Annotated in this window: 17 protein-coding genes and 1 tRNA gene; 5 read left to right on the top strand and 13 right to left on the bottom strand. The window is 64.8% G+C overall.

Annotated elements, in window-relative coordinates; translation table 11 throughout:
• The first annotated feature begins 200 nt into the window (after positions 1–200).
• Complete coding sequence (locus tag ACQR0Z_RS14235) at positions 201–572, top strand: response regulator transcription factor (RefSeq protein WP_434919008.1); 372 nt, start codon at positions 201–203, stop codon at positions 570–572.
• Positions 573–649: 77 nt separating this feature from the next.
• Here ACQR0Z_RS14235 and ACQR0Z_RS14230 read toward each other — a convergent pair whose 3' ends face one another.
• Positions 650–1282 (bottom strand): glutathione S-transferase C-terminal domain-containing protein, encoded by a 633-nt coding sequence (locus ACQR0Z_RS14230; protein WP_434919007.1) that lies wholly within the window; start codon positions 1280–1282, stop codon positions 650–652.
• Between the two features lie 166 nt (positions 1283–1448).
• Positions 1449–1787, bottom strand: a complete 339-nt coding sequence (locus tag ACQR0Z_RS14225; RefSeq protein ID WP_434919006.1) for a hypothetical protein — start codon at positions 1785–1787, stop codon at positions 1449–1451.
• Between the two features lie 426 nt (positions 1788–2213).
• Between ACQR0Z_RS14225 and ACQR0Z_RS14220 the strand changes: the two genes are divergently transcribed.
• Positions 2214–4670 (top strand): FG-GAP-like repeat-containing protein, encoded by a 2457-nt coding sequence (locus tag ACQR0Z_RS14220; protein ID WP_434919005.1) that lies wholly within the window; start codon positions 2214–2216, stop codon positions 4668–4670.
• 28 nt (positions 4671–4698) lie between these two features.
• On the opposite strand, the gene ACQR0Z_RS14215 is transcribed toward ACQR0Z_RS14220, so the two are convergent.
• From ACQR0Z_RS14215 to ACQR0Z_RS14170, 10 genes are all read right to left on the bottom strand, one after another.
• Positions 4699–5874 (bottom strand): Gfo/Idh/MocA family protein, encoded by a 1176-nt coding sequence (locus tag ACQR0Z_RS14215; RefSeq protein WP_434919004.1) that lies wholly within the window; start codon positions 5872–5874, stop codon positions 4699–4701.
• A gap of 13 nt (positions 5875–5887) precedes the next feature.
• On the bottom strand, positions 5888–6943 hold the full coding sequence (locus tag ACQR0Z_RS14210; RefSeq protein ID WP_434919003.1) for a sugar phosphate isomerase/epimerase family protein: 1056 nt from the start codon (positions 6941–6943) through the stop codon (positions 5888–5890).
• Between the two features lie 711 nt (positions 6944–7654).
• Positions 7655–8692, bottom strand: coding sequence for a heme-dependent oxidative N-demethylase family protein (locus ACQR0Z_RS14205; RefSeq protein WP_434919002.1), 1038 nt, complete (start codon positions 8690–8692; stop codon positions 7655–7657).
• Positions 8693–8710: 18 nt separating this feature from the next.
• Entirely contained in the window at positions 8711–9676 is a 966-nt protein-coding gene (locus ACQR0Z_RS14200) for a PDR/VanB family oxidoreductase (protein ID WP_434919001.1), read from the bottom strand.
• On the bottom strand, positions 9673–10275 hold the full coding sequence (locus ACQR0Z_RS14195) for a dimethylamine monooxygenase subunit DmmA family protein (RefSeq protein WP_434919316.1): 603 nt from the start codon (positions 10273–10275) through the stop codon (positions 9673–9675). Before ACQR0Z_RS14195 ends, ACQR0Z_RS14200 begins: the two co-directional genes overlap by 4 nt.
• A gap of 8 nt (positions 10276–10283) precedes the next feature.
• Positions 10284–11420: an aminomethyltransferase family protein gene (locus ACQR0Z_RS14190; protein ID WP_434856997.1), complete on the bottom strand. Its 1137-nt coding sequence runs from the start codon at positions 11418–11420 to the stop codon at positions 10284–10286.
• A gap of 127 nt (positions 11421–11547) precedes the next feature.
• Positions 11548–13563 (bottom strand): hydantoinase B/oxoprolinase family protein, encoded by a 2016-nt coding sequence (locus ACQR0Z_RS14185; protein WP_434878789.1) that lies wholly within the window; start codon positions 13561–13563, stop codon positions 11548–11550.
• 32 nt (positions 13564–13595) lie between these two features.
• Complete coding sequence (locus tag ACQR0Z_RS14180) at positions 13596–15653, bottom strand: hydantoinase/oxoprolinase family protein (RefSeq protein ID WP_434856999.1); 2058 nt, start codon at positions 15651–15653, stop codon at positions 13596–13598.
• A gap of 208 nt (positions 15654–15861) precedes the next feature.
• A complete protein-coding gene (locus ACQR0Z_RS14175; protein WP_434919000.1) occupies positions 15862–16452 on the bottom strand; it encodes an ANTAR domain-containing response regulator in 591 nt (196 codons plus the stop codon).
• Between the two features lie 4 nt (positions 16453–16456).
• The gene (locus tag ACQR0Z_RS14170) at positions 16457–17641 is read right to left on the bottom strand and encodes a transporter substrate-binding domain-containing protein (protein WP_434918999.1); all 1185 of its coding nucleotides are present in this window, start codon (positions 17639–17641) and stop codon (positions 16457–16459) included.
• A gap of 422 nt (positions 17642–18063) precedes the next feature.
• Between ACQR0Z_RS14170 and ACQR0Z_RS14165 the strand changes: the two genes are divergently transcribed.
• Complete coding sequence (locus ACQR0Z_RS14165) at positions 18064–18354, top strand: hypothetical protein (RefSeq protein ID WP_434918998.1); 291 nt, start codon at positions 18064–18066, stop codon at positions 18352–18354.
• 662 nt (positions 18355–19016) lie between these two features.
• On the opposite strand, the gene ACQR0Z_RS14160 is transcribed toward ACQR0Z_RS14165, so the two are convergent.
• Positions 19017–19093 (bottom strand) — tRNA-Pro (locus ACQR0Z_RS14160).
• A gap of 227 nt (positions 19094–19320) precedes the next feature.
• Here ACQR0Z_RS14160 and ACQR0Z_RS14155 point away from each other — a divergent pair.
• Positions 19321–20322 carry an L-threonylcarbamoyladenylate synthase gene (locus ACQR0Z_RS14155; protein ID WP_434918997.1) on the top strand — a complete coding sequence of 334 codons (1002 nt, stop codon included), beginning with the start codon at positions 19321–19323 and terminating at the stop codon, positions 20320–20322.
• Positions 20323–20340: 18 nt separating this feature from the next.
• The gene (locus ACQR0Z_RS14150; protein WP_434918996.1) at positions 20341–21768 is read left to right on the top strand and encodes an FAD-binding oxidoreductase; all 1428 of its coding nucleotides are present in this window, start codon (positions 20341–20343) and stop codon (positions 21766–21768) included.
• The last annotated feature ends 14 nt before the right edge of the window (positions 21769–21782 follow it).

Here is a 21782-nt window from a genome sequence, read left to right as displayed (position 1 = left end):
AACCGACTGCATCAACGGACCCGTATTCTCCCTGACCCATACCTAGGTAGTCGGCTCAGTTCGCCCTGCAACGTTGCATCACCGGCGAGGGTCGTCCAGTGTGGCTGGTGGAGTCGGGACACAGCCGACAGCGCAGGTCCCTGACATCAACGAGCAGGAATGACAGTGCCCGGCTCGGCCGAGAGCGCGAGGAGTATGTCTTGGCCGGAGCTTTGCTATCCATCATCGACGACGATGCCGATGTGCGCGAGTCGCTGCAGGCGCTGGTCGAGAGCGTCGGCTACAGCGCCCGCCTGTTCGGCAGCGCCGAGGCGTTCCTGACGTCGGACACGCTCGCCGACACCCAGTGCATCGTCAGCGACGTGCAGATGGACGGCATGACGGGACTCGAGCTGGCGGAGCATCTCGCGCGATCCGGCCCTCACATCCCGATCATCCTGATCTCCGCTTACGCCAAGGAGAACCAGCGGCGTGCGCTCGACTGCCCCGGCGTCATCGCGATCCTGCCGAAACCCCTGCAACTGAATACGCTGATCGACGAGATTGGCCGCGCGGTCGGTGCAGGCATTTGATCGGTCACAGCCGCGCGAACCGGCGGCGATTGAGGGCGGCGAGCCAAGGCGGGCACCAGCCGATCGACGCGTGACGTTCACGGTGCAGGGGTGATCTCGTCGAGAGTCACCATGCCCGCTCCCTCGGCGGCAAGGGCCGCGTGAACCGAGGGCCTGGTCCCCACGCGCGCCAGGAAGCCGCGAAGCCGTGGCAGGTCTTCGAGATCGATTCCGTAGAAGCGGGTCCAGCTCGCGATGACGAACAGGTAGGCATCGGCGGCCGTGAACGTCGCTCCGGTGAGAAACGGCCCGACCAGCCGCTGCTCGACCATGTCGAGCCTGTTCCTGATACGGTTGATGAACAGAGGCCGCACGTCCGCGGTAAGCGACCAGTTCAGCGGAACGAAGCTCTTGTGCAACTCCGCGGCGACGAAGCTCTGCCACTCCATGACGCGGTAGCGCGCCGGACTGCCGGCTTGCGGCATGAGATCGGTCCGTCCCGCGGCGTCGCAGACGTATTGCGCAATGACCATGTTTTCGGTGAGCGCGCCGCGATCGTCCAGTTCGAGCAGTGGCACCATGCCCCGCGGCGCGACCGCGCGATAATCAGACCCGTCGGACCGGCGCTTCGCCGTCACGTTCACGACCTCGAGCTCGAAGGGACGCCCGATCTCCCGCAACAGGATATGCACGGACAGCGAGCTTGCACCGGGATGTGTATAGAGCTTCATGGGCTGTGATCGCGACGTTCGTGTCCTGCGTCTCGCCGATGGCGCAGTCAGGAGATGACCTGTGCGCACGCCCCGCAATCGCAGCTCAGGCTACTCGGCGACATCGAGCCTCGGTAGATATACCGGGGTATGTGCGCGTCGAAGGCAATGTCCCGAATCGAAGACCTCAGCATCCGACGAGAGTTGCCCGACGAACCGTCTTGATGCGGTTGCGCCGATACTGGCCGAACTCATGGTCATAGGACAGATCATAGGTGCAACCCACCTTCATGTCCCGGTGATCGGAACTGCGCTCAATGAGATAAACGCCAGGTTGGTCCGTCTTGAGCACAACCATATCCTGCCCCCAACCACCGCCGGAGCCGCGATACACGACGCGATCGGTATGGCCGGCGAGCGTCACCCAGACCGCCATCCCGACCACCAGCAGCGCAAGGATGGCGAGGCCGCGAACATCGTTACGCAGCTTCTCGGCGGGGCTCATGAAGGGCAAGGCGTTTGACATGACGCTTCGTCGCCAGCGACGGCCGTGACGTTCACGACGGGACCGAGGTCTCAGCCGCGACACCATGTCCTTCGCCGGCGATCCGGACGTACACGCGAGCTCGCCAGGGCAGTGCGCCGCTCTATCCGCGTCATTGCGAGCGCAGCGAAGCAATCCAGAGTGGTGGGCGGGACTCTGGATTGCTTCGCTGCGCTCGCAATGACGGGGTCAGAGTTGTGAAGCACGCTTGCAGTCGGGGTGAGCGACAGCAGCTCGGGGACGATGAGCTACATCATCCATCGCGCCGAAGCGGGGCCCGCTAGGCGACCAACGGTCCAAGATCCTCGCTCCCGCCATGTGAGCATCATCACAGAAGCTGACGAGCCTGGCCTTCTACTGTCTACGGACGGGACCACGCAGGGCCCATGTGGATGGGAATGAGGGATCATGGCGACGTTTTTCACCGATGCATTGCCGGTTGCAATCAGCGGTCAGGCGGGAGCGACCAAGGTCAGTCTGCTCGACGTGTTGCAGCAGGCCTATGGCGACGGCGCAAGCACGATCCAGAGCCTCACGATCAGCTACATGGATCCCAACCAGATGACGAGCAACACGCGGTTCTGGGATCCCGCCCATCCTGTCGTGACCACCGTGCTGAACAATGGCGTCGACATCCAGGCCGGCCACAACGTCACGGTGGATGCCGCGCATTTCAAGGACGTGCAGATCGCAGTCGGCAACAACATCACCTCGAACATCTTTCTCACCGTGCCGGAGAGCACGGCAAATGGCGACTTCGTCGGCCATACGCTGAACGTCACCACGCTGCCGCAAAACCTCGATGCCAACCTGCCGGCCGATCACGTCCCCACCGCGAACGACATCGTCTCGGCGGCCCGGATGTTCGCGACGATCGAGAACGGCGTGGCCGCTCCGAATGACTGCCACAATATCGCAACCGCCATCGCGGCCTCGGCCGGCGCGACGCTGGATCCGAACTCCGCGAACACCGCCAACCCTGCTGCGAACGAGGACAGCGGCTTCTGGCGCATCGCTTATCGCGGGAGCGATGCGGGCGCGGTCGACGATTGGCAGAGCAAGGTCCAGGCCGGCGACATCGTGCGCATGGCCCGCACCGATGGCGGGGTGCACACCGTGACCGTGACCGCCGGCCTCAATGCCGACGGCCATCATCCCGGCCAGATCGAAGTCGTCGACAATTGGAACGGCATCATCAGCGAGCATTGGACCGATTACGACAACAACACGGTCAGGGGCAGCGTCACGGTGTACCGGATCGGGTCGGACGGTCATTACCTGACCGACCAGAGCGCCGACTCGCACAACAACACCATTCTCGGCAGTCAGTTCGACGACGTCCTCAAGGGCGGCAGCGGCAACGACATGCTGAGAGGCGGCCATGGCAATGACATCATCGATGGCGGCGCTGGCGACGACACGGTCGCGTTCAGCGGCAAGCAGTCGGACTACAAGATCGCGGTCAACGGGGGATCTGCGGTCATCACCGACCTGCGCGGCGGCACGCCGGATGGCAGCGACACCATCACCCATGTCGAGCATGTGAAGTTCGCCGACGCGACCGTCAATTTCGGCGACCTGAAGAGCGCGCCCGCGCCGGCTCCAGCGCCCGTGGCAGGCTCCGTCAGCATCAGCGATGTCTCGATCACCGAGGGGGCGGACGGCTCGAAGGTCGAGACCTTCACCGTGACGCGCAGCGGCGGCAGCGCCGCGTTCGATGTTCACTTCGCAACCGCCGATGGTTCGGCCACCACGGCTGATCACGACTATGTCGGCAAATCCGGCGATCTGCACTTCGACGCCGGCGTCAACAGCCAGACCATTTCGGTGACCGTCAACGGCGATGCCAAGGTCGAAGGCGACGAGAGCTTCAGCGTCAACCTGTCGGCCGCAACCAACGGCGCCAAAATCGCCGATGCCCAGGGCATCGGCACCATCGTCAACGACGACGTCGCGCCGCCCGCCCATCAGGATCCGCCCCAGGTCAGCGACGCTCACGCCGGGCAGGACTTCAATGGCGACGGCACGAGCGACATCCTGTTCCGCAACACCCACAATGGCAGCGTCGCGCTGTGGGAGCTCGACGGCAACCACATCACCTCCAACACTACGGTCGGCTCGGCCGGGCTGAACTGGCACGCCGACGGCATCGGCGACTTCAACGGCGACGGCAAGTCGGACATGCTCTGGGTCAGCGACACCGGCAGTGTCGCAACCTGGCAGCTCGATGGCGACCATATCGAGGCCAACCAGACCGTCGGCAGCGTATCGACAGACTGGCATGTCGCCGGCGTCGCCAACTTCGACGGTGACGGCAAGTCGGACGTGCTGTGGCAGAACGACAGCGGCAAAGTCGCGCTGTGGGAGATGAACGGCAACCACATTGAGGCCAACCAGACCGTCGGCAACGTGGCGGCCGGCTGGCACATCGAAGCGACCGCCGATTTCAACGGTGACGGCAAGGCCGACATCCTGCTGCAGAACGACGCCGGCAAGGTCGCGCTCTGGCAGATGGACGGGAGCCATATCGAGAGCAACCAGACGATCGGCAGCGTGTCGAGCGCCTGGCACGTCGCGGCCGCCGACGACTTCAACGGCGACGGCAAGGCCGACGTGCTCTGGCAGAACGACGACGGCAGGATCGCGATGTGGCAGATGGACGGCAACCGCATCGATGCCAACACCACGGTCGGGAAGGCCGCGGGCTGGAACGTCGTCGGGACCGGCGACGTCAATCATGACGGCAAGGCCGACATCCTGTTCGAGAACGCCGGCGGCCGCATCGCCGAGTGGCAGATGAACGGCGACCATATCGACCACAATCTCTCGGTCGGGTCGGTCTCGACCGATTGGCACGTGGTCTGAGGCACGCCGCCTGCCCGGCCACCGCGCATCACGTGATCCGGACCCACGTTCCGTGGTTGGCGGACGAGCTCACCGCGGCGTCGATGAACTTCAGACCGGCGAGCCCATCCTCGACGGTCGGGAGAATGACGGCGGGATCCAGGGTCTTGCCCGCCTGCTTCGCGCGAATGGCCTGCGCGGCCTCGGCATAGATCGTTGCAAAGCCTTCGAGATAGCCCTCAGGATGCCCCGACGGGATGCGGGTGACGCGGGAGGCATCGGTCAGCGCGCCGGCCCCGCCGCGGGTTAGCAGCTGCTTCGGCTGGCCGTAGGGCGTGAACCAAAGCTGGTTCGGGTTTTCCTGCGCCCATTCCAGCCCGCCCTTGGTGCCGTAGACGCGCAGCGTCAGGCCGTTCTCGTTGCCGACCGCCACCTGGCTGGCCCACAGCATGCCCTTGGCTCCGCCCTTCCATTTCAGGAGGATCTGCACATCGTCATCGAGACGCCGTCCGTCGACGAAGGTGGAGAGCTGCGCGAGCAGCGCGTCGAGCTCCAGTCCGGTGACGAAGCAGGCGAGGTTGTAGGCGTGTGTCCCGATATCTCCGATGCAGCCGCCGACGCCGGATCGGCTCGGGTCCGTGCGCCACTCCGCTTGCTTCTGCCCGGTTGCCTCCAACGGCTCCGTCAGCCAGTCCTGCAGATATTCGGCTCGAACGAGCCGGATGTCGCCGAGATCTCCCCGCGCGATCATCGCCCGGGCCTGCCGTATCATCGGATAGCCGGTGTAGTTGTGAGTCAGGACGAAGACCTTGCCTGTCGTCTTGACTAACTCCACCAGCTCCTCCGCCTCGGCCACGGTCGTCGTCAGCGGCTTGTCGCAGATGACGTGGATGCCGGCCTTGAGGAAGGCCCGGGCCACGGGCGCATGCATGTGGTTCGGCGTCACGATCGCCACGGCCTCGATGCCGTCGGCGCGCGCGACCTCCGCCGCAGCCATCTCCTCGAACGTGCCATAGGCACGGTCGGCGGCGATCCCGAGCTCGGCCGCCGAGGCCTTGGCGCGGACGGGGTCCGACGACAATGCGCCCGCGACCAGCTCGAAATGATTGTCCAACCGCGCGGCGATGCGGTGGACGGCGCCGATGAAGGCGCCTTGGCCGCCGCCCACCATGCCCAGCCGGATCCGACGCTGATCGGTCTGCTCGCTGCCCGCCTCGATGACCATGGCTGTTTCTCGCTCAATCAAGACCAAGCATCTTGCGGTTCATCCGTTCGTCGCTGCCGGATCCCGCAAAGTCGTCGAACGCCTTCTCGGTGACCTGGATGATATGCTGCTTGATGAACTCAGCGCCCTCACGCGCGCCCTGCTCGGGATGCTTCATGGCACATTCCCATTCGAGCACCGCCCAGCTGCCGTAGCCATATTGCGTCAGCTTGGAGAAGATCGCAGCGAAATCGATCTGTCCATCGCCGGTCGACCGGAAGCGGCCGGCGCGATCGACCCAGCTCTGAAACCCGCCATAGACGCCCTGGCGTCCTGTCGGGTTGAACTCCGCGTCCTTGACGTGGAAGGCCTTGATGCGCTCGTGGTAGATATCGATGTAGGCGAGATAATCGAGCTGCTGCAGCAGGAAGTGCGAGGGATCGTACAGCAGGTTCGCGCGCTTGTGGCCCTTCACGCGTTCGAGAAACATTTCGTATGACGCGCCGTCGTGGAGGTCCTCGCCGGGATGGATCTCATAGGCGAGGTCGACGCCGTGCTCGTCCGCATAGTCGAGAAGCGGCTGCCAACGCCTGGCGAGCTCGTCGAAGGCGGCTTCGACGAGGCCCGCGGGGCGTTGCGGCCAGGGATAGATGTAGGGCCATGCCAAAGCGCCGGAGAACGTCGCGTGCGCCGTCAACCCAAGCCGGCGCGACGCGCGGATGGCCCGCTTGACCTGGTCGACGGCCCATTCGGTCCGTGCCTTGGGATTGCCGCGAACCTGCGGCGCTGCAAAGCCGTCGAATGCGGCGTCATAGGCCGGATGGACGGCAACGAGCTGCCCCTGAAGATGTGTCGAGAGCTCGGTAATGGACAGGCCATGCTCGGCCGCAATCCCCTTCACCTCGTCGGCATAGTCCTGGGAGTCCGCAGCCTTGTCGAGGTCGAAGATCCGCCCGTCCCAGCTCGGGATCTGAACGCCAACATAGCCCAGCGATGCTGCCCATCGGCAGATCGCGTTCAACGAGTTGAACGGCGCCGTGTCCGCCGCGAACTGAGCAAGAAAGATCGCAGGCCCTTTGATCATTTTCATTGGTGTTTCCTTCCCCAGACCGTCGAGCAGCAGGCCTCCGCCGACAGGGATATCCCACCATGGAACGACGTCGTCAGGCAAGCGCCCGCTCCGCGTTTCAGCTGCGTCGATGTGCGCATGCCCAATGGGCATCGACCGGACTCTTGATCTTGGCGGGACATGAGAGAAGCGCTGAAAGCATCGACGCCACAACGACAAACCGCGGCGGCCATGTCTTCGCTCGTCTCTGCAACAACGCGGCCTCTTATGATGCAATGCGGCAATCGTGCGCTTCTCGAACTCATCGAATGCATCAGCCGCTTCGTAGGAATGATCAGCTCTCCTCCACGACCATTTTCGGCGAGGGATGCGATCGAGCGTTGCGCAGCAACGACCGCGTGCCGACGCGGGCTGCGGCCCGGTCGCCATCTCCCGCCATGTCGGGAACATCGCGTTCGCCGCCGCAAGGGATTGCCGCCACCGTCGGCAATCTCCGTCGCCGCGCCGCCGCGTGATACTCTGCGCAGTCGCTCTTTTGAGAGACCCGTCGTGAGAGACCCGCCGCCTTTTCAGCTGTTGACGCGTGGGTACTGCGCGCTCGGAGGGCGGCTAAAGTAGAACAAACAGCAAAGACTTAGCCGCCGCGTTCAAAGCCGACCTGTATCCAATCCCGATTCACCCCAAGATTAAGGTCAGACACAGATCCGTCGCGAGCATGTTGAGGGCCGACGTCTATGGCTGCGTTCCTGGCGTCGTCGCCATGCCATCATCGAAGCCCGCGAGATAGTCCACGGCTACCTCGCGCCATCGCGTCAGCCCCTTGTACGCAGCCAAGTCTTCCGGCAGATCACGAAGCACGCGATGCATTCGTCGTCCCCATTTCGGGATCGTGACCAGCTCATCCAGGCGCAGCAGGTAGCAGCGGATTGGGAAGACGATCGCATTCGAACGCGGCAGCCGCCAGAAGCTCTGCAGTTCGACGCGCAAATGCACCTTCTGCGCGACATTGTCCCGCGTTACGGTGGCACGGTCGACACCCCAGCGATGATAGTTCTCCGGACTGGTATCGAGCCGCGGATTGACCGTCATGGTCCAGTTCAGCCGGCGCATCGGCTGCCCGTGGCGCAATTGCAGCAGGAATTTCAGCGCGCGATCGAACACGCCCATTTCGTGAGCGCGCGGGACCGGCGCATGCCACTCCATGAAGTTCATGCCGATGTCGAAATCGAGCGACCAGTCGGCCTGGGTCGTGACAATGCCGGCGTCCATCCACAGATTGCCGTCGCGCTGATCCAACAGGCAGAAATCACCCTGGGCCTGACGCGTGATGTATTCCATCGGTCCGTAAGGCAGCGACGCCGCATTGCCGAACTCGAAGCGATCGTCGACCCCGAGCGGCCGGTTGACCCATCGCCAGGCGAGACCGTCGCGATGCAGCTCGAAATGATCGGGATAGCCCGCGGCCTGCTGCTCCATCAGAAGCTCCAGCAGATCCCAGCCGGCCAACGTCATGTGCGGCAGCGACTGGCAACGCAGGGCATCCTCGTTCAGCACCAGCGCCCGCTCCGCCATCTCGGCGACGTAGTGCTCATCGACGTCGATCAGGTTCTCGTAGGCGGTCCCCGCCGGGCCGCTCTTGTGCGGCTCGATATTGACACCGTACATGTAGGCATCGCGGTCGAACGGAAACGGAAAGCGGCGAATGGCCGCCGGACTGTTCGCGAAGGTGAAATCATCACGGAACGTCTCATGTCGGAAGGCCAGCGTCATCGGCGTCTCCTGCATATCCTAGAGATCGAGCACCAGCCGGTGTCCCTCGAACCGCGAGACACACGGCATCACCTTGCCTGCGGCCGCCTTGTCGGCCTCACTCAGATAGTGATCGTGATGCTGAATGATGCCGTCGCAGGCGACCACGCGCGTCTCGCATTGGCCGCAGGCCCCTCCCCGGCACAACGATGGCACGTCCAGGCCGGCGTGCTCGAGCGCGTCGAGCATGCTCTGGTGCGAGCCCACCGCGACCGTGACACCGGACTTCGCCAGCTTGACCTCGTACGATCGGCCGATGGCCGGCGCCACGAAGCGCTCGGAATGGAGGCTCTCCTCCGGCCAGCCGAGGCCGCGCGCCGCCGCCAGGACATCCTCGGTCAATGCTTCGGGGCCGCAGACGTAGAGATGGGTGCCGAGCGGCTGATCGCCCAGCAGCGTCGCCGTGTCGAGTCGGCGACCTTCGGCACTGATGTAAAGATGCAGATTGTCGCCGCACATGCCCGCGAGCTGATCCGCGAAGGCGGCATGATCCCGCGATCGCACCGCATAGTGGAGCTCGAAGGCCCGGGCTTCCATCGTCAGCTCCGCGGCCATCGCAAGCAGTGGCGTGACGCCGATGCCTCCCGCGATCAGCAGATGCTTCCTGGCCCGACGGTGCAACGGAAACAGGTTGACGGGATGCCCCACGGCGAGCTTGCTGCCGACGTGAACACGATCATGCAGGAACACCGAGCCGCCGCGCCCCTGCGCGTGGCGACGGACAGCGATGGTGTAGTTGCCCGAGCCGCTCAGGCTCCCTGTCAGCGAGTAGGCGCTCCTGCGCAGAACCGCGCCGTCACGCATTTCGAGCAGGATGTGAGCGCCCGCAGAGAAGCTCGGCAGCGGACCGCCAGCCAGCGACGCGAGACGATAGCTCTTGATCCCCTCGGCGATGTCGGCGATGTCCGTGACCACGACATCCATCATCTGTGGCGCCGCGGTCATTTGAAGATGTCCTCAGCCACGGGAACGACGCCCGGCTCCTCGGCATCGATGCAGACGCCCATGAAGGCGGCCAGCCGGCGCGAATAGTGATCGCGCACGAACAGGTGCAATCCGCAGTGGCTGCACTGCACCGGCTGCGTCGTGACCTGCTCGGTCACGCCTTTGCAGTGGACGCACTGCACCCGGCGCGCCAGCGATCCGCGATGCTCCGCCTGAATGGCTGACATCTCGAGGCCGGCACTCAGGGCCGCCGCCACGGCCTGGCCGATCAAACCTTCGGTACCGGCAAGGTAGAGACGCGTTCCCATGCGGGCGGACCCGAGCAGATGAGTGAGCTGAGGCAAGATCGACGCGACGGTCGGGGCGAAGCAGAGGGTGCCCGCTCCGACCGAGGCGAGCCGCTCCGACGGCACATCGTCACCGAGCCCGTCCCGCACGTAGAGAATGTGCGCCCGGGACAGGAATTCGCTGGACGCGCCTGCGGCCAAATCAGCCAGCGCGTGACCGCCCTCGCCATCTCCAAGCAGGAGATGGCTGGTTCCGGGCCGCGGCGCGAGCCTGCCGTAGACCGGCCGGCTCTTGATGCTGGGGACGATCATGGTGATGCCTACGCTGCCGTTCTCTTCTTCTTGTCCGGATCGTCGAAATTGATCGGGTGCGCGATCGCCCGGCATGAGGCGGACTTGCCACGGACTTCCAGAGGCGTTCCATGCCTGGCGACCGGCACGGTCATCCGTGCGATCGCCATCGAACGTTGCGTCAGACGGGAATACATGCCGCAGGTGACGACTCCGACTGCAGCGTCTCCGGCATAGAGCTGGTCGCCTGCCTCGAGCGGCCGATCGGTCTCAGCGAGCACGCCGAAGATCTTGAACCGTTCCCTGCCCTGCAGCCGGTAATGCTCCTCGGCGCCGCGAAAGCCGGTCTTGCCGGGAGAGACGGTGAAATCGAGGCCCAGCTCCCAAAGCGTGTCGCCCGGCGGCTCGTCGGCGAACGGATACATCTGCGAGTTGTCGTAAGGATAGAACAGCAAATAGCTCTCGACGCGCAGCCAATCCAGCGCGGTGAACGACGCCGGGACGATACCCATGGCCTTGCCTTCGGCGACGATGGTGTCCCAGATCTCGACCGCATCTTCCGCCCGGCAGAAGATCTCATAGCCGCGTTCGCCGGTGTAACCGGTTCTCGAGATCATCACGTGCTTTCCGAACAGCGTGGTCGGCATGTGATGGAAGTATTTCAGCGCGCGGATGCCCGGCACGTGCCGGCTCAGATATTCGACCGCGAGCGGTCCCTGCAGCGAGAGATCCTGCAGATCGTCGTCGAACAGCAGCGAGGCGTTCTTCCCGGAAAGCTCCTTCGTCAGCTCCTCGTGCCCGGTGCCGGAACCGATGACGACCATCCAGGCGTTCGGCCCGGTCCGATAGAGGATGCAGTCGTCGGTGAACTTGCCAGCCGCGTTCAGCATGCAGGCATAGACGGCGCGCCCCGGATAGAGCTTGCGCACGTCCCGCGTCGTCGCGTGCTGCAGGATGTGATGGGAATGCGGCCCCACCAGATGGTACTTGCGCAGGCCCGACACGTCCATCAGCGCCGCGCGCGTCCTGATCGCCTCATGCTCGTCCGGCAGCGTGCTGGCCGAATAGGACCACGGCGTCTCCATGCCGTTCCAGTCCTCGAGATTGGACCCGAGGGCCCGATGCCGCGCCGCGAGCGGCGACCGGCGCCATGACATCGCACTCATGTCAGCGACCTCCTTGTTCTACTGCCGTCCATCCTTGCACCTCGTCGCCGGCGCCGCTCACGCATGACGCCTGCCTCCGGTGACACGCCGGCTCCAGGCCCGCAGCCGGCGGCTCACAGTCGCGATGTCACGCCACCTGCAGCGTCACCGACGGATTGCGACCGCCAGCGATGCTCTTGCCCCAATACGGCGCGGTACGGCGCTTCAGCATGGCCCTGAATTGCTGGGTGGTCTTGGACAGCAGCTCGCCGGACCCCCAGTTCACGATCACGCCATAGGTCCGGATCAGGTCGAGCATGCCGAGCTCCTTGGCGCGATACCGCGCCGCGATGGCCTCGGCATCCTCATCGAGCCACTTCATGCGGTTCGCCCGGATGTAACTGCGCTTGGCGAGCGTGGCCTCGGCATCGACCTCGTAATGCGCAAGGTCGGCATCGATCTCCTTGATCACGACGCCGTAGTCGATCGCCGCGCGCTCGACCGAGACATAGCCATCGATGACGTCCTCGCAGACCAGCGCCGCATCCCGCTCGAGCGGATCGCCGAGGCCGCCGCCGCCGGCCGACGGCCGCGTGACCGTGTCGCCGGCTTCCAGCGACACGTTGGAAAAGATCGAGCCAAGATAGCGCTGTCCCTGCGTGCCCGGATTGACCCAGACACCATGCGGGATCGACGGAAGCCCGCCCCACAGGCCCCAGGTGATCGAGCGCTCCCGGTCGCAGCAATAGGATGCGACGGTGCGGTCGACCTTGGTGAGGATCACGCCCTTCTCGACGCCCATGCCGCCGCGGAATTCACCGGGCCCGCCCGAGTCGACGCGAAGCTCGTGGCAGGTCGTCAGCACCGGCGCCAGACGTTCCTGGCCTTCGAACGGCTGGGTCCCGAGCTGGACGCCGAACACCGGCCCCGTGGCCGCCCAGCCATCGCGACCGTTGCGTGCGCCCCAGCCGCCGACCATCCAGTCGTACCACATGAAATATTTGTAGCCGTCGGCCTGCCGGCCATCCCTGCCGCCGATCAGCAGGTAGTCGAGGTTGAACGTGCAGGCCATCGCGCGATCGGGCAGGATCTCGGCCCACAACTCGAAGATCGAGTTCATGATCTTCTCGAAGGGTCCCGAGCAGAAGCCCGCGACCGGGGTTGGCCATGCTGCGTTGACGACGGTGCCCTCGGGCCCGAGATTGACCGTGACGACGCGATAGAAGCCGGAGTTCAGCGGGATCTCGGGAAACTGCATCTTGGTGCCGGCGACGATGGCCGCAAACGAGCCGCCGAAGCAGGCGTTGAGAAAGCTCGATATGGATTTCGGGTGCGACTTCGACAGATCATAGTGGACGGTGTCGTCCTTGATGGTCATCACGATCCGGATCGGAACCAGCCCCTCGCCCGCGCCGGGATCGACGTCGATGTAGTCCTCAGTCTCCCAAACGCCGTCTGGCAGCGCGGCGACGCGTTGCCGCGTCAGCGTCTCAACGTAGTCCTGCACCGCGCCGAAGGAGGTCTTGATCGTCGCCAGACCGTATTTCTCGACCAGCCGGCAGATCTCCTGCTCGGCCACCCGCGTGGCCTCGGCCTGCGCCTGCATGTCGCCGATGATGTCGGCCGGCGCCCGTGTGTTCGATGCGATCAGCCGGCAGACGTCGTCGAGACACTTGCCCTTGCTCCACACCCGCGTCGGGGTGATGCGCAGCCCCTCGGCCATGTGGTCGAGCGCGTTGACGTTGAACGAACCCGGGACCGCGCCGCCGACGTCGGCCCAATGGCCGTTGGCCTGGGCAAAGCCGAGCAGCTCGTCGCGGTAGAAGATCGGCCGCACGATGCGCGTGTCGTTGAAATGCGTGCCGCCCTGATAGACGTCGTTCACCACGAACACGTCGCCGGGATGGATGTCATCCTTGAAGTTGTTGATCACCGCCTTCGCAGTGTAGTGCAGCGTCCCGACATGAGCGGCGATGTCGCCGCTGCCCTGCATGATCGTGTCGCCATTCGGATCGCAGAGCGCCGACGAGAAGTCGCGGGAATAGATCACGAAGGAATAGCAGGTCCGGAAGATCTGCTCGGCCATCTGATCGACGATGTTCACATAGGCATTTTTCAGCACTTCGAAGGTGACCGGATCGAGATCCGTCTTGAAGGTCGCCATGGAATGGTCTCCGTGTGTCTGTTGTCCGAATGTCAGGCTTGCGGGATGCGCATCACGATCGTCAGCGACCGGTCGATCTCGGCCGTAACCCCGGGGGGAACGAGCGTCGTGGAGTCGAGCTGATCGATCACGGCGGGGCCTTCGACCTTCATGCCGGCCTTCAGCAGGTCGCGGTCGTACACCGGTGTCGGCACGGCCATCTCCGTCTCGTCGAAACGGACGGCGCGGCTGCCCACCGGCTTGGCCGGCTCGTCGGTGAGCTCGAACTCGGCGAATTTCGCCTTCGGGGTGAGGCCCGTCGCGATGACGCTGACGCGGTAGATCTCGACCGGCGCGCCGGGACGCGAATAGTTGTGCTCGCGCCCATGCTCGTGGTGAAAGATCGAGACTGCCTCGTCGAGCGAGGTGATGCTGGACGGCAGCGGGATCGACAGCGCGCGCCACTGGCCGAGATAGCGCATGTCGATCTTGCGCTGGAACACCATGCGGTCGTCCGGAACGCCCTCGTTCTTCAACCGCTCGCGCCCCTCGATCTCGAGACCGCGATAGGTCTCCTCGAGATTGGCGACGTCGACATCCTCGACCTTGGACAGGTACATCTGAGTGACGTCGTGCTGGATGTCGACCAGCAGGCAGCCCAGGGCCGAGGTCACGCCAGGGTTCGGCGGCACCAGCACGACGGGAATCGCGAGGTCGCGTGCGAGCGCCGCGCCGTGCAGCGGTCCGGCACCGCCGAAGGCAACGAGCGCAAAGTCACGCGGGTCGTAGCCGCGCCGGATCGACAGCAGACGAACCGCGTCGGCCATGTTGGCGTTGGCGACCTTGAGCACCGACAGCGCGGCGTCTTCAAGCGAGAGACCGAGCGGCTTGGCGACGCCGCGCTCGATGGCCTCGACGGCCAGCGCCCTGTCGAGCGAAACCTTGCCGCCCGCCAGCCTGTCGCTCAGCCGGCCCAGCACGACATTGGCATCGCAATTGGTCGGGTTGGCGCCGCCCCGCCCGTAGCAGGCCGGTCCGGGAGTCGAGCCCGCCGATTGCGGACCGTTGCGCAGCGACTTGGCGGCGTCGATCCAGGCGAGCGAGCCGCCCCCAGCGCCGATGGTCAGCACCTCGATCGATGGGAAGCAGATCGGATAGCCGTACTCGACATACCATTCCTTGGTGACGCGGAGATTGCCGTTGTCGCACAACGAAACGTCGGTCGAGGTTCCTCCCATGTCGAGGCCGATCGAGTTCTTGAAGCCCGCGTTCTCCGCGACGAAGCGGCTGGCGATCGCGCCGGCGGCAATGCCGGAGGCGGACAGTCTGGCAGCGAACTTCTCCGCCGTCTTCGCCGTCATGACGCCGCCGCCCGAATGCAGCAGCAGCACGTCCTCGTCGTAGCCGCCTGCCTTCATCCGGCCTTCGAGCCGCTGGGCATAGGAGCCGACCACGGGCGCCAGCACGGCATTGGCCACCGTCGTCGAGAACCGCTCATGCTCGAAGATCTCGGGCAGAATGTCGCTGGACAGAGAGATCGTCGCGTCCGGCAACTCGGCCGCGAGGATGTCGCGCATGCGGCGTTCGTTCGCCGGGTTCATGAAAGCGTTCGCAAAGCAGATCGCCACCGTCTTCACGCCGCGCTTCTTGACGATGCGGGCGATGTTACGCGCCTCGTCCTCGTCAAGCGGCGTGATGACTGCGCCGGAGAAATCCACGCGCTCCGAGACGACGAGCCGGTCGCGGCGCGCGATGTACGGCTTGGCCATTTCCTTGTAAGTGTCCCAGAGATCATCGCGATTGCCGCGGCGAATCTCGATCGTGTCGCGAAATCCCTTGGTCGTGATCATCACCGCGGGCGGGAAACGGCGCGTGATCAGCGCGTTGGTCGCGAGCGTCGTGCCATGCGAGAACAGCACGAGATCGTGCAGGTCGACGCCGCCCGCTTCGATCCCGGCCAGCACGCCCTCGATCGGATCCGGCGTCGTCGGGACCTTCGCGACATGCATGCGTCCCGACAGCTCGTTGAGCACGCAGATATCCGTGAAGGTGCCGCCAACGTCGCATGCGACGCGAACGGATTTGTCAGTGAGATCACCAGCCATCGTCATTTGCTAACTCTCCTTCGCTCCCGTGAGGGCATAGGTCCGCGTTGGCGCGCGCCGGTCGGCACGAGCCCAAAACAAAAAAGCCACCGACAGCCGCTACGGGCTGCTGGTGGCTTCCTTAGCCGCGATCCGGCGACGACAGCTTTGGCGCGCGCACGGATCTAGTCGTTGTTGGAATTGTCTGTTTCGGAGGCTCCCGAGCCGCCTTGGCTCAATCTCCGAACACCTCATTCGCCTCGACGATGGCCGCACATAGCGCTTCCATCGTCGTCCGCTTGGACATCGCTCTCTCGCGAAGATAGTCGTAGGCCGCTTGCTCGGTGAGGCGCTTACGATCCATCAGCAGCGTTTTTGCCTTCTCGATCTGCTTCAGAGAGGTCAGTCTCGTTTCGAGCTTCTTGACTCGCTCGGAGACAACTCGAAACTTATCAGTTAGCGTATGGGCGAGGACAATGCTTGTCAATAGACCAAAAGCGCGGATCGGTTTTGTGACGATTGCCGTGGTACCTGCGCGCACAATACACTCGATCACGTTCGGACTTTCGAACTCGACGATGCCGATCACCGTGCTCCCTGGCGGACGCCGTTCCAGCGACCTTGCCAGGCTGATACTGATGGCGTCCTGACGAAACAGGACGAAGATCACATCCGCGTCCGGCGGAATTTCATCCTGCGGCGGCCAGATCGCCTCGACGCGGCAACCTATCCTACGAATTTGAGTCGTGAGCTCGTCACGCTCACGATCCTTCGGATGGAAAACGAGCACCCTTACGTTGCGTATATCCCTGAGGGCGTTCAGCACGTCTTCAACTCGCTCTTGGAACCAGCTCGATGTCCTCTGTCGTGCGCCAATCCTCCAGACTATGATTGATCATGTAAGGATCTGGCTTCATCGCGGCCGGACTTTGTTCGACGATGGCGAACTGCCCCGTCGCCTCGGCCCGACCAATTCGCGGCCACAGGTAACAGTGGCCATTGTCCGGATCGAGGCGCACCGTGCCTTGCGGCGCCTCGAACGGAGTCCTTGCAAGCTCGGCGCGGACGACAGCGACATCAGTGGATTCGCTGAGGGCCGCGGCCTGTAGCACCATGTGGGTCAGGCTGTAGGCTGTCTCAGCCATTGCATTCGTCGTCGCCTCGGGACCGTACTTCGCCTTGTAGCTACTCACGAAGCGCCGGTTGGCCGGCGAGTTGATCGACTGGAAATAGGTCGCAGCGGTCAGATGTCCGACCGCGAGCTCGGGTCCCATCAGCGCCAGCTCGGCCTCGGTGATCGTCAGGCTGGCAATCTGGGTATGCGCGCAGATATCCGCGTCACGACAGAGCTCATAGAAAATGCGAGCCGCCTCGCCCACCACGGTACAGAAGACGACGTCCGGCCGCTTCAGCCGGATGTCCTCGACGATCGCCTTCAGCTCGCGATGGCGGACGTCGAGGGGAACATAGCGCTCGGCCAGCACTTGCCCCTTCTGTTCCGCAACCAGAGTCATCATCACGCGGTTCGATTCAATTGGAAATGTGTAGCGCGTTCCGACGAGATAGAACCGCTTGCCGACATTCGCGATCAAATGCCGCGCCAGAAGCAGAATGTGCTGGTTCGGCACGGCGCCGCCATAGATGACGTTCGGGGAATATTCGAAGCCCTCATAGGGCGCAGTATAGGCCAGCAGCGCGCCGCGCCGCTCGACGACGGGAACCACGGCCTGCCGCGTGTTGGTCATGTAGCAGCCGATCAACAGCGAGACGTGCTCTTCGTCCAGCAGATGTTCGGCGAGCTGGCTGAAGCGATTGGGATCCGATCGCGCGTCACCGCTGACGGCGATAACTTCGCGTCCGGCCAGCCCCCCGGCGAGATTGATCTCCGTGATCGCAAGCTGCAGGGCGTTCCATTGCGTGCGCTCGATAAACGCTGTCGGGCCGGTTTCGGAAAACAGAGCTCCAACTTTGAAAGGCCGATGCGGGTCGCCCTCCCATGCCATCGCGTACTCCAAAAAAATAGGGGGCCCTCCCCGACCAATGCGGTGAGAGCCCCCTTTGCTCATATCCAAGGCTAGCGGCTACAAGGGATTGCGTCAAGCTTTGCAATCAGCAGGCCTTCCGCTGACCGATCAAGGCGGCGCAGCTCCACTGTGAGAATATCAGGTGTTGAGTGCCGCGGCCAAGTGGACCGACTATCCCGTGATGGTCGTGATCAAGGGACTCTCCGGGACGCTTCCGCTCGACGGAGGCGCGACGATCACGAGCGCGATGCCGCCGTAGCAAGGCTTGAACGACGATGCGACCGCCGCCGTGGTCAACTACGTCTTCCGCCTCAACCTGCCAGGGTCCAGCTCAAGGCCGCCGACGTCGCCCGCATCCGCGGTCGCCCAATGGGCAATGACGACATCAAGCAGATCCGTTCCGGTCTGATGCCATGAGACCTCTCACCCTTGCCCTGATCGCAGCAACCACGATCGGCGTCATCGAACAGTCGAAGGCCGCAGAGAGCACTGAATATCTCTATCGGCTGCACTGCTCCGGCTGCCACGGTCTCGATGGCGAAGGATCGTCCGTCGACCGCATCCCGCCCTTCCCCGGCATCGTCGGACATTTCGCCGGCAGTGAACAGGGCCGGCTCTATCGTGCGAACGTCCCCGGCGTCGTGAATGCCGCCCTTCCCGATAGCGAGACCGCGGACCTCCTGAACTACGTCCTGCACGTCTAGGGCGCGCCGGCGCGCGATCGAGGCAAACCCTTTAGGGCGGACGAAATCCGTCGCCTGCGAGCGAGGCCGGTGGACGACATCTCGGCGCTCCGACAGGCGCTCGCTGTCGAGCTCGCCAAGAAGCGCATCTCGATCGCCTACTGACAGTCGCGGATCACACGGTGTCGATCTCCGCCGCTCGACGCTCTCGGGCTGGATGAAACGGCCTCAATCTGTGCCCCGATCTGTACACCAGAGGAACTGAGAAGGTCGGGAGCGAAGGCTTCTGGTCAAAAGCCGCCTTTCGGCCACGCCGTAAGTTTTCTTCCGGTTGTTCCTCGGAGGGGGACATCGCCCGCGCCAGCCGAGAGGTCCGATATGGGCTCAGAAGCGGACGTGGTGGGTGGAGCACGGCACCGCAGCTCGTCTATCAGCCACTGGGGCCGTCCTTCATAAGGCAGGCCATCAAGTCGTCCGCGCCGCTGATGTTCTTTACGACGTCTCCGATTGAGATCGCGCCACGACCGTGATCGCGCCCAGCGAGAGGATCGTCGCCAAGCACTTTCATCGATTATCGGGGTGCCCCAGTGAAGCGGATGAGGCTGAGAAAAGGTCTCAATCTGTACCCCAGACGAGGGAGACCAAATGGCGCAACCGAAAGGGCAAAAGCTGCAGGGGAAAAATGGTCGGAGCGGCAGGATTCGAACCTGCGACCCCTGCGTCCCGAACGCAGTGCTCTACCGGGCTGAGCCACGCTCCGACTTGGGAAGCCGGCTTATAGCGTCGGGTTTCCGTCTTCGCAAGGCACACGAGGCAGGAAATCGCATCGAAATCGCAGATCGCCGAGCGATGGGTTAACTCCTTGGCGCAATGGCGCTTTGCACGCCGGCCATGGCGCAGATGCAAGGCAGCGCACGATTTGCGTGCTTCATTCGCCCGGCACCAGCCGCTATAGCGGGCGCGCAGAGGTACCACCGCCGGCCCCAGATGTCCGAGCCCGAGACGACAGCGCTGAAGACCGAGATCCTGCCCGCCGACGCGACCGGAATCGCGAGAGCGGCGGCCGTGCTCGCGCGCGGCGGGCTGGTGGCGTTTCCGACCGAGACCGTCTACGGCCTCGGCGCCGATGCCGCCAATGCGACGGCGATCGCTCATCTCTATCAGGCCAAGGGACGGCCCGCCTTCAACCCGCTGATCGCCCATGTCGCGGACAGCGCTGCGGCGCGCCGCATCGGCCGTTTCGATGCCACCGCGGAGCGTCTCGCCGCCGCCTTCTGGCCGGGGCCGCTGACGCTCGTGGTGCCCCAGGCGGAGCGCTGCCCAGTCGCCGATCTCGCCACGGCCGGCCTCGACACGGTCGCGATCCGCGTGCCTGCCGATCCCATCGCGCGGGCGCTGCTCGCGGCGTTCGGTGGTGCCGTGGTGGCGCCGTCGGCCAACATCTCCGGCCACGTGTCGCCGACCACGGCCGGCCATGTCGCGGCCGACCTCACGGGGCGAGTCGATCTGATCCTGGACGGTGGCCCGGTCGAGGTCGGCGTCGAATCGACCATCGTCGGCTGCTTCGATGCGCCCACCCTGCTCCGCCCCGGCGGAGTTCCAAGCGAAGCCATCGAGGCGGTGCTTGGCCGGCCCCTGGTCCGGCCGGCCGCAGCGGAGCTGCATGCCGCCGAGCAGCCGCTGGCGCCGGGCATGCTGGCCTCGCACTACGCCCCGCGCGCGGCGGTCCGCCTCGGGGCAACGGAGGTCGCCCCGGACGAGGCCCTGCTCGCCTTCGGTCCGGCAGCGTTGCCGGGCGCCGCACGGGCCGCTGCGGTGCTCAACCTCTCGGCTGCCGGCGATCCGGCAGAGGCAGCCACGCATCTTTTCGGCTATCTTCGCAGCCTCGATGCGAGCGGCGTCCGCAGCATTGCCGTGATGCCGATCCCGAACGACGGGCTGGGCGAAGCCATCAACGACCGGCTGCGCCGCGCCGCCGCGCCAAGATAACCCTGGAAGCGACTGACCATGAACATCAGCCAGCCTGCCCTGCCGCCACTGTCCCCCGAATTGATCGCGCAATTCGCCGCCATCGTCGGCGAGCGCCAGGCGCTGACCGCGGAGACCGACGTCGCGCCTTACGTCACCGAGGAGCGCAATCTGTTCCACGGCCGCTCGCCGCTGGTGCTGCGCCCCGGCTCGACCGCGGAGGTCGCAGCGATCTGCAAGCTCGCCAGCGCGCATCGCATCGCACTGACGCCGCAAGGCGGCAACACCGGCCTGGTCGGCGGCCAGACGCCGCACAATGGCGAGGTGGTGGTGTCCTTGAAGCGCATGGACGAGATCCGCGACATCGACACCGCCTCCAACACGATGATCGCCGAGGCCGGCGTGGTGCTGCAGACCGCGCAGCAGAAGGCCGCGGAGGTCGACCGGCTGTTCCCGCTGTCGCTCGGCGCCGAAGGCAGCTGCACCATCGGCGGCAATCTCTCGACCAATGCCGGCGGCACCGCCGCGCTGGCCTATGGCGTCGCGCGCGAGATGGCGCTCGGCGTCGAGGTGGTGCTGGCGGACGGGCGGGTGCTCAACGGCCTGTCGAAGCTGAAAAAGGACAACACCGGGTACGACCTGCGCAACCTCTTCATCGGTGCCGAGGGCACGCTCGGCATCATCACCGCGGCGAGCCTGAAGCTGTTTCCGAAGCCGCGCGCGATCGAGACCGCCTTTGTCGGGCTGAAGTCGCCGGAGGATGCGCTGAAACTGCTGGCGATCGCGCAACGCGAGGCGGCCGGCAGTCTCACGAGCTTCGAGCTGATCGCCGCGATCGCGCTCGATTTCTCGATCCGCCATGTCGTGGGCAACCGCGCGCCGCTGTCCGGCCCGCATCCGTGGTTCGTGCTGATGGAACTGTCGTCGTCGCGCGACGATGCCCGCACCACCTTGGAGAATATTCTCGAGCAGGGCCTGGAGGCCGGCATCGTCGACGACGCCGCGATCGCCGAAAATCTCACTCAGCGCCTGGCGTTCTGGAAGCTGCGCGAGGACATCTCCTGGGCGCAGAAGCCGGAGGGCGGCTCGATCAAGCACGACATCTCCGTGCCTGTCGCGGCCGTGCCGGCGTTCATCGCCGAGGCCAACGAGGCCGTGGTCAAGCAGGTGCCCGGCGCGCGGCCGGTGCCGTTCGGCCATCTCGGCGACGGCAACATCCACTACAATGTCAGCCAGCCGGTCGGCGCCAATTCGGCGGACTATCTCGCGCGCTGGCACGAGGTGAACAAGGTCGTATTCGACATCGTGCTGCGCATGGGTGGCTCGATCTCCGCCGAGCACGGCATCGGCGTGCTCAAGCGCGACGAACTGCCTGATGTGAAGGACCCGACCGCCATCGCGCTGATGCGCGCGATCAAGGCGCAGTTCGATCCGCTCGGGATCATGAACCCCGGCAAGGTGCTCTAGGCCATCGATACGCT

It is taken from the genome of Bradyrhizobium sp. HKCCYLS3077, assembly GCF_051167555.1.
GTDB lineage: Bacteria > Pseudomonadota > Alphaproteobacteria > Rhizobiales > Xanthobacteraceae > Bradyrhizobium.
Note: the sequence above shows the minus strand (reverse complement) of the source record. Positions and strands in the feature narration are given on the sequence as shown.